This is a genomic window from Streptomyces sp. SID3343 (assembly GCF_009865215.1).
GTDB lineage: Bacteria > Actinomycetota > Actinomycetes > Streptomycetales > Streptomycetaceae > Embleya.
Map to the genome: position 1 here is coordinate 1 of NZ_WWJX01000825.1, position 7,922 is coordinate 7,922.

Annotated in this window: 5 protein-coding genes and 1 pseudogene; all 6 read left to right on the forward strand. The window is 69.7% G+C overall.

The annotated features are described in order from the left end of the window. Window positions 1-1,572: pseudogene (locus GT354_RS25860) on the forward strand (hypothetical protein); the annotation flags it as partial. A gap of 109 nt (window positions 1,573-1,681) precedes the next feature. Beyond that, the gene (locus GT354_RS25865) at window positions 1,682-2,626 is read left to right on the forward strand and encodes a cellulose-binding protein (RefSeq protein ID WP_161358780.1); all 945 of its coding nucleotides are present in this window, start codon (window positions 1,682-1,684) and stop codon (window positions 2,624-2,626) included. A 464-nt stretch (window positions 2,627-3,090) separates the two neighbouring features. Continuing rightward, complete coding sequence (locus GT354_RS25870) at window positions 3,091-4,302, forward strand: AI-2E family transporter (protein ID WP_237535455.1); 1,212 nt, start codon at window positions 3,091-3,093, stop codon at window positions 4,300-4,302. Between the two features lie 209 nt (window positions 4,303-4,511). Beyond that, complete coding sequence (locus GT354_RS25875) at window positions 4,512-5,624, forward strand: ATP-binding cassette domain-containing protein (RefSeq protein WP_161358782.1); 1,113 nt, start codon at window positions 4,512-4,514, stop codon at window positions 5,622-5,624. Window positions 5,625-5,627: 3 nt separating this feature from the next. After that, on the forward strand, window positions 5,628-6,551 hold the full coding sequence (locus tag GT354_RS25880; RefSeq protein WP_161358783.1) for an ABC transporter permease subunit: 924 nt from the start codon (window positions 5,628-5,630) through the stop codon (window positions 6,549-6,551). A 273-nt stretch (window positions 6,552-6,824) separates the two neighbouring features. Further along, window positions 6,825-7,922: ATP-binding protein (locus GT354_RS25885; protein WP_237535456.1), on the forward strand; the 1,098-nt coding region annotated here is incomplete at its 3' end.

A 7,922-nucleotide genomic window follows, 5' to 3' on the forward strand; every position in this document is an offset into this window, starting at 1 on the left:
ACGCTTCGCGAGGAGGCCGCCGCGGCACTCGAATCGGCGACGGCCGACGCCGAACGGATGCGCGGCGAGGCCGAGACGGCCGCGCTCACCCAGCTCGAACAGGCCGACACCGATGCCGCCCGACTGCGCGAGGAGGCCGAGGCCGAGGCCGCCCGCCTGCGCACCCAGGGCGCGCAGGCGCTCGAAGAGGCCCGCGACGAGTCGGCGGAGCTGCGCGACCGGACCAAGGCCCGGGCCCGCGAACTGTTGGAGAAGGCCGAGGCGCGAGGCACCGACCTGCTGGAGAACGCGACCACCCAGGCCCGGCTGGCCAAGGAGGACGCGGCCCGCGCGGTCGCCGAGGCCGAGGCGGAGGCGGAGGCCGTGCGCGCGGCGGTGGTCGGGATCGAGGACGCCGCCCGTGAGGAGTCCGAGCGGCTCACCGTGCTGGCCGAGCGCGATCTCGCCAAGGCACGCGACGACGCGGAGACCATGCTGGTGCGCGCCCGCGCCGAGGCCGACGCGACGGTCACGGCCGCGCGCAAGCACGCCGATCGGATGAAGTCGGATTCGGATCGCGAGGCCGAGAAGACGCGAACGGCCGGGCGGGAAGCGGCCGGCAAGGAGATCCGCGAGGCCGAGGAGGCCGCTCTGCGGTTGCGCGAGCAGGCCGCGGCCGAACTGGACAAGGCCGCCAACGACGCCGAGCAGATGCTCATCCGGGCCAAGGGCCGGGCGACCGAGATCGTCGGCAACGCCGAGCGCAAGGCCGAGCAGCGGGTCGCCGAGGCGATCGAACAGTCGGACCGTCTGCTCGCCGAGGCGCAGGCCGAGGACGAGCGACTGCGTGCCGAGGCGACCGCGGTGATAGAGAAGGCGCGCGGCGATTCCGACGCGATGATCAGCGAGACCCGCCGCGACACCACCGCGACCCGCGAGCGTTCCGACAAGGAAGCCGAACAACTGGTCGAGCGCGCGCGCCGGCAGGCCGCCGAGGGCCTCAAGCAGGCCGGCAAGCGGGTGGACGACCTCGTTTCGGCCGCGGAGGAACAGGTGAGCGAAGCCCGCGTGGACGCCGAGAAGATGAAGGTGAACGCGGCGGAGGAAGCCGAGCGGATTCGCGACAAGGCCGGTTCCGAGGCGGATAGGGTACGCATTGCCGCGGTGAAGAAGGCCGAGGCGTTGCTCTCGGAAGCGGAACAGCGTCTGGCCGACGCCCAGAAGGGCGCGGACGACCTGCGGGCGAAGGTGGCCGAGCAAGTGGCCGCCGCCCAGCGGGAGGCGCAGGCGGTCCGTCGCAAGACCGCCGCGGATGCCGAGAAGGTTCTCGACGAAGCGCGGAAGGAGGCGGAGCGACTGCGCACCGAGGCGCGCAAGGACGCGGACCGTCATCGTGCCGACGGACAGCGCAAACTCGACGAGTTGAACCGCAGACGCAAGGACATCACCGCCGAGATGGCGCGCGTACAAGGGGTATTGGACGCGCTCGCCGCTCCGGGAAGTCTTGCCTCCGGCAAGGGCAACCCCTCGTCGGGTGGTTCGTCCGGCAAGGGCCCCGCCACGAAGGGCGTCGGTTCGTCGTCATCCGATTGAGCGATGCCGGCCGGTTCTCATCTCCCGGTCGGGTCGATGCCTTGCCCGATTCGTGCCAGGATTCCACCCGTCACCTCATTCACCGCACCGGTCTTACGACAGGAACCCCATGAGCGACACCAACAATTCTCCGCACGGCTTCGACATCGTCCGGCGTGGGTACGAGCGTTCGCAGGTTGACGACCGCATCACGAAGCTCGTCTCCGACCGGGACAGCGCGCTCGCGAGGATCTCGGCGCTGGAGAAGCGCATCGAGGAACTGCACCTCGAGAGCCAGAACGCCCAGGCCCAACTCGCCGACGCCGAACCGTCGTACGCGGGTCTGGGTGCGCGCGTCGAGAAGATCCTCCGCCTCGCCGAGGAAGAGGCGAAGGATCTGCGCGAAGAGGCTCGCCGCGCCGCGGACCAGCACCGCGAACTGGCCGAGGCCGCCGCACAGCAGGTCCGTTCCGACGCCGAACAGTACGGCAAGGAGCGCAAGGCCAAGGCCGAGGACGAGGGTTCGCGGATCCTCGACAAGGCCAAGAGCGATGCCTCGCAGCTTCGCGGCGAGGCGGCCAAGGACGCGTCGGCCAAGCGTGAGGAGGCCGAGGCCCTCTTCGAGGAGACCCGGGCCAAGGCCGCCCAGGCCGCCGCCGACTTCGAGACCAACCTCGCCAAGCGTCGCGAGCAGTCCGAGCGTGACCTGGCGGCCCGTCAGGCGAAGGCCGAGAAGCGGCTGTCCGAGGTGGAGCACCGCGCGGAGCAGCTTCGCCTGGAGGCGGAGAAGCTGCGTACCGACGCCGAGCGTCGTTCGCGTCAGACGATCGAGACGGCGCAGCGCCAGGCCGACGACATCGTCGCGGACGCTCGCGCCAAGGCCGACCGGATCCGCTCGGAGTCCGAGCGCGAGCTGGCCGCGCTGACCCACCGTCGCGACAGCATCAACGCGCAGCTGACCAACGTGCGCGAGATGCTGGCCACGCTCACCGGTGCGGCCGTCGCCGCCGCGGGTGTGAGCATTGATGACGACGACGACAAGATGCCGGGTGTGCCGGCGCAGCAGAGCCGCTGACGTTCTGCGGGTACACGCCGCCAGGGTGGTTTCTCGGCCGGGCGGCGGGCAGGTTCCACGAGGACCTGTCCGCCGCCCGGCCGCTTTTTCGTGACGGGCCGGCTCATCGGCAGACCCGTGGCATGCGAGCTTGGTGAACGAGGGGTACGGGGATGGGACGGCTGCGGAGCATGTGGAGACGTCCGAGATCGGGGACGCCGGGCTCGGGGGCACCGGCGGGCGACGCGACGGCGGCCGACGCGGGGGTCGCGGGCGCGGGGGTCGCGGGTGCGGGGGCCTCGGGTGCCGATACGGCTGACGCGGGTGCCGGGGCCGCGAACGGCGGTACGGCGGGGGCCGATCCCAGGGCCGGCGCGGTGACGGGTTCGGCCGGTTCGGCCGGTTCGACGGGTTCGGCCGCCGACGGTAGCGATGCCGGTGGCAGCGGCGGGGTGGCGGACGCCGGCCGGAGCGCGCCGGGGTCGATGTCCACGACGCCCGCCCCGGTTCCGGCCCAGGCCGACCGCGCGAGTGCGACCGTCACCACACCCGACGGCGTCGACGTCCAGGTCGTGGTGAGCAGCGAGGCCAAGCCGGACGACTCGGACGGCAAGGCCGCGGTGAAACCGTGGACCGGCGTCGGTTCGCGCTTCGGCGATCCCGGGCAGCCGCTGCGTCGTTCGTCCCCGTTCTACATCGGCTTCGTCGGCGGGCTCGGTCTGATCACGGCGTGGATCCTCGCGCAGGCCGTGATGGGCATCCAGCACGTCCTGATCATCATCCTGATCTCGTTCTTCCTCGCGGCCGGCCTCAACCCGTTCGTCGAGCGCCTCGAACACCGGGGCATGACCCGGCGATGGGCCGTCGCCACGGTCGCCTTCGGGTTTGTGATCGTGGTGGCCGGCTTCGTCACCGCGATAGCGCAGCCGCTCGTCGAGCAGACCTCGAACCTGATCAACTCGATTCCCGACAGCCTCACCGAGCTGTTGCACAACGAGCAGTTCAAGCGGTTGGACGAGAAGTACGACATCGTCGATCGGGCCAAATCCTGGGCGGCGAACGCCAATACGGCGGAGAACCTCGCGGGCGGCCTGTGGGGCTTCGGCAAGATGGTGCTGACGTCGTTGTTCGACACGCTCACCGTGATCGTGTTGACGCTCTACTTCCTGGGCTCGCTGCCGAACATCAAGGAACACATCTACAACCTGTTCCCCATGACCCGCCGGGCGCGCGTGCGGTTGCTCGGTGACGAGATCCTGTCCGGCATCGGCGGCTATGTGAACGGCGCGCTGATCGTGGCGTCGTGCGCGGGGCTGTCGTCGTTCATCTTCCTGATGATCCTGGGCAACGACTACGCGCTGCCGCTCGCGCTCGTGATCGCGTTCACCGACCTGATCCCGATGATCGGCGCGACCATCGGCGCGGCGGTGGTCTCGATCGTGGTCTTCTTCGACTCCCCCGGCAAGGCGCTGGCGTGCGTCATCTTCTTCCTGGCCTACCAGCAGTTCGAGAACTACGCGATCTACCCGCGCGTGATGAGCCGTGCGGTCAACGTGCCGCCGGCGATGACGGTGATCGCGGCCCTGGTGGGCGGCGCACTCCTCGGGGTCACCGGGGCCCTGCTGTCGATCCCGATCGCGGCGGCCGTCCTGCTCATCCTGCGCGAAGTGGTGACGCCCCGTCAGAACCAAACCTGACACCGACCACCGACCACGCCGCCCCGGACGTCCGTACCGCTTTCGTCCTTGTCAATACTCCGCTGGAAGGATTCTGCACACCTTTCTCGAACCCGTGACCCACTTTCTGCGGCACGAGCGGGGGCCGTCGGCAGGGGCGAGGCGGCCCTAGGCTCGAAGTTCCAACCCCGAAGATCAATCACCGAACACACCTGGGAGTGCGGCAACAGATGATCGAAGCGAGAGGGCTCACCAAACGCTATGGGACCAAGCTGGCGGTGGACCAGCTTTCCTTCCAGGTGCGTCCGGGCTCGGTGACCGGCTTCCTGGGGCCCAACGGCGCCGGCAAGTCGACCACCATGCGGATGATCCTCGGCCTGGACGAGCCGTCCGGCGGCGACGTCACGGTCAACGGCCGGCCGTACCGCCATGTGCAGGCGCCGTTGCGGGAGATGGGCGCGCTGCTCGACGCCAAGGCGATGCACGGTGGACGCACCGCGTACAACCACCTGCTGTGCCTGGCGCAGAGCAACGGCATCCCCAACCGCCGGGTGGACGAGGTCCTGGGCATGGTCGGCCTGAGCCAGGTCGCCAAGAAGCGTTCGAACGGCTTCTCGCTCGGCATGGGACAGCGGCTCGGGATAGCTTCGGCGCTGCTCGGCGACCCCGGCATCCTGATGTTCGACGAGCCGGTCAACGGCCTCGACCCCGAGGGCATCCTCTGGATCCGCAACCTGATGAAGCAGCTCGCTTCCGAGGGTCGCACCGTCTTCGTCTCCAGCCACCTGATGAGCGAGATGGAGGTCACCGCCGACCACCTGATCGTGATCGGCGCGGGGAAGATGATCGCGGACACGTCGATGCGCGACTTCATCGAGACGAACTCGCAGGCGTTCACCGTCGTGCGCTCGCCCAAGGTCGAGCAACTCAAGGCGCTGATCGAGGGCAAAGGCGCGAGCATGAGCCCCGAACACGGCGTGGAAGGCGCGTTCCGCGTCCACGACATCGCCCCGGCGGTGATCGGTGACCTCGCAGCCGAACACGGCATCCCGCTGCACGAGTTGTCGCCGCGCTTCGACTCGCTCGAAGAGGTCTACATGCGGTTGACCCAGCACAGCGTGGAGTATCGCGCGGGCGTCCCGGGCGGTCCGCCGCCGGGGTGGGGAGGCCCGCCCGGGGCGATGCCGCCGGGCACGCAGCCCGGGATGGTCCCCCCCGGCTACCCCCAGCCCGGCGGTCCGCCCGCCGGCTACGGCCCGCCGCCCGGCTACCCGCAGCAGGCCGGCGCACCCGCCGGTTCCCCGTCCCTGTCCAAGCCTCGGTCCAACGGAAGCGAGGGCTGAGCGATGGCACAGAACACGCCGCCCCCCATGCCGCAGGGCGCTTCGCACCCCACGCCCGAGCAGTATCAACAGCACCAGCAGCAACACATGCCCCAGCAACAGCAGTTCCAACAGCACCCCGGTCAGCAGGCCCCCTATCCGCCGGTGCAGCAGGTACAGCCGCACGGTCAATTGGGCGGTGGCAACGCGGGCTTCGGGCGGGTACTGCTCTCCGAATGGACCAAGATCCGCACGGTGCGCTCCACGATGTGGACGCTGATCGTGATGGTCGGGCTGATCGTGGGCATGGCGGTGCTGCTCGGTGGCGTCGCCAAGCCGGGGGGAGCCGACGACTACGTCGCGTTGTCGTTGATCGGCGTGATGATCGCGCAGATCGCGGCCGCCACGTTGGGCGTATTGACCATCTCGGCCGAATACACCACGGGCATGATCCGCACGACGTTGACCGCCTACCCGCGCCGGATCCAGGTCCTGGTCGCGAAGGGGCTGGTGTTCGCCGGTTTGATGTTCGTGGTCGGCGTGGTCACCAACGGCATTTCCGCCCTGATCGGCCAGTCGATGCTGACGTCCCGGTTCGGCGACTCGACCGTGGACACGGACCTTTTCCGCAGCATCGTGGGCAGTTCGCTCTACCTCGCGGTGATCGGCCTGTTCGGCCTCGGTCTGGGCGCGTTGCTGCGGCACTCGGCGGGCGCGATCACCGCGCTCCTGGGCGTCATCCTGCTGCCGATGATCATCGGCCCGATGCTGCCGTCCGGCGGCGACAAGGTGATGGAATATTCGCCGATGTTCGCGTTGATCAAGCTGATCGGCGGTAGTGACGGCGAGGACGGGCTCGGCGCGTGGCCGTCACTCCTGCTGATCGCGGTCTACGCCGCGATCGCACTGATCGCCGGCGGCGTGCGGTTGACCTCCCGCGACGTGTGATCGGATTCGCCCGGCGAAGCTGACCGATCGTCAAAAACTTGGCCGGCTTGCCGAAAGCGACGAGAAAGGCCGCACTCGACGAACGTCGGGTGCGGCCTTTCGGCCGTTTTCGGGGTGACTCGCACCACTGGTGCGATCACATCGAAACAACGTCCGACGATATGCTCACGTCTCATGTATGGGCAGGGGGATCCAGGAACACCCGACGCAGCGGATGCGGCAGTAGTGCGCGCTCCCGCTCCGGTTCACCGGAGCCGTCGTTCGGGGGGCGGTTTGGCCGCCGGACTCGGGTCCGCGGGCGCCGTCTTCGCCTTGGCGGGCATCGCCACCGCCGTTGTGCTGCTGGGCGATTCCGACACGATGTGGCAGTCGGCGCTCGCCGGCATCCTCCTCACCACCGCCGTCGCGCTGTCGGCCGGCGCCGCGTGGTTGCGGCACCGGGTCTCCGAGCGGCGCATCACCCGGTTGCGGGAACTGACCGTACGTCAGGCCGCCGAAGGCGCCCGGCTCGAAGCCGAACGCGCGCGTCTGGAGGCGGAACACCAGGAGCTGTTGCTCGGTCGGGTGGCGCTCGCCGACGAGGAAACCCTGATGCGCGGCCGGGTACACGACGTGTTCGTGAACCTGTCGATGCGCTCGCTGACCCTCGTCGAGCGCCAACTCGACCTGATCGAGAAGCTCGAACACGGTGAGGACGATCCGTCCCGCCTCCAGGACCTGTTCCGGCTCGACCACCTCGCGACCCGGATGCGCCGCAACAGCGAGAACCTGCTCGTCCTCGCGGACGCCGACGAACGCCGCGGCCGGCGCCCCCCGATCCCGCTGCTGGACGTGGTGCGCGCGGGTGTCTCCGAGATCGAGCGCTACGAACGCATCGACGTCGGGCACGTACCGCGCGCCGAGGTGCTCGGTCGGGCCGCCGACGACATCGGCCACCTGCTCGCCGAACTCCTGGAGAACGCCGCCGCCTACTCGGCGCCGGAGTCCCGTGTGGAGGTCGGTGGTTGGACGCTGGAGAACGGCGAGGTCGTGTTGTCGGTGGACGACAACGGCATCGGTGTGCCGGCGGACCGGCTCACCGAGTTGAACTCGCAGATCGAGCGGGACAGCGCCGAGGAGGAGGCCGCGAGCGGCGGCGGCCTGGGCGTGTTCGTGGTCGGTCGGCTCGCCCGGCGGCACGGGATCCGGGTCCAGTTGCGGCCGCGTCCGCAGGGCGGGCTCAGCGCGGTCGTGGTGATTCCGGCCGCGGCGTTCAACGGACTCGGGCCCTCCCCCGCCGAGTTCTCCGCGGAGCGCGACCGGGAACAGGAGCGCGAGCGGGACCGGATGACGATGCCGGGCATCGCACCGGGAGCGCGCGCGATCCCGCCG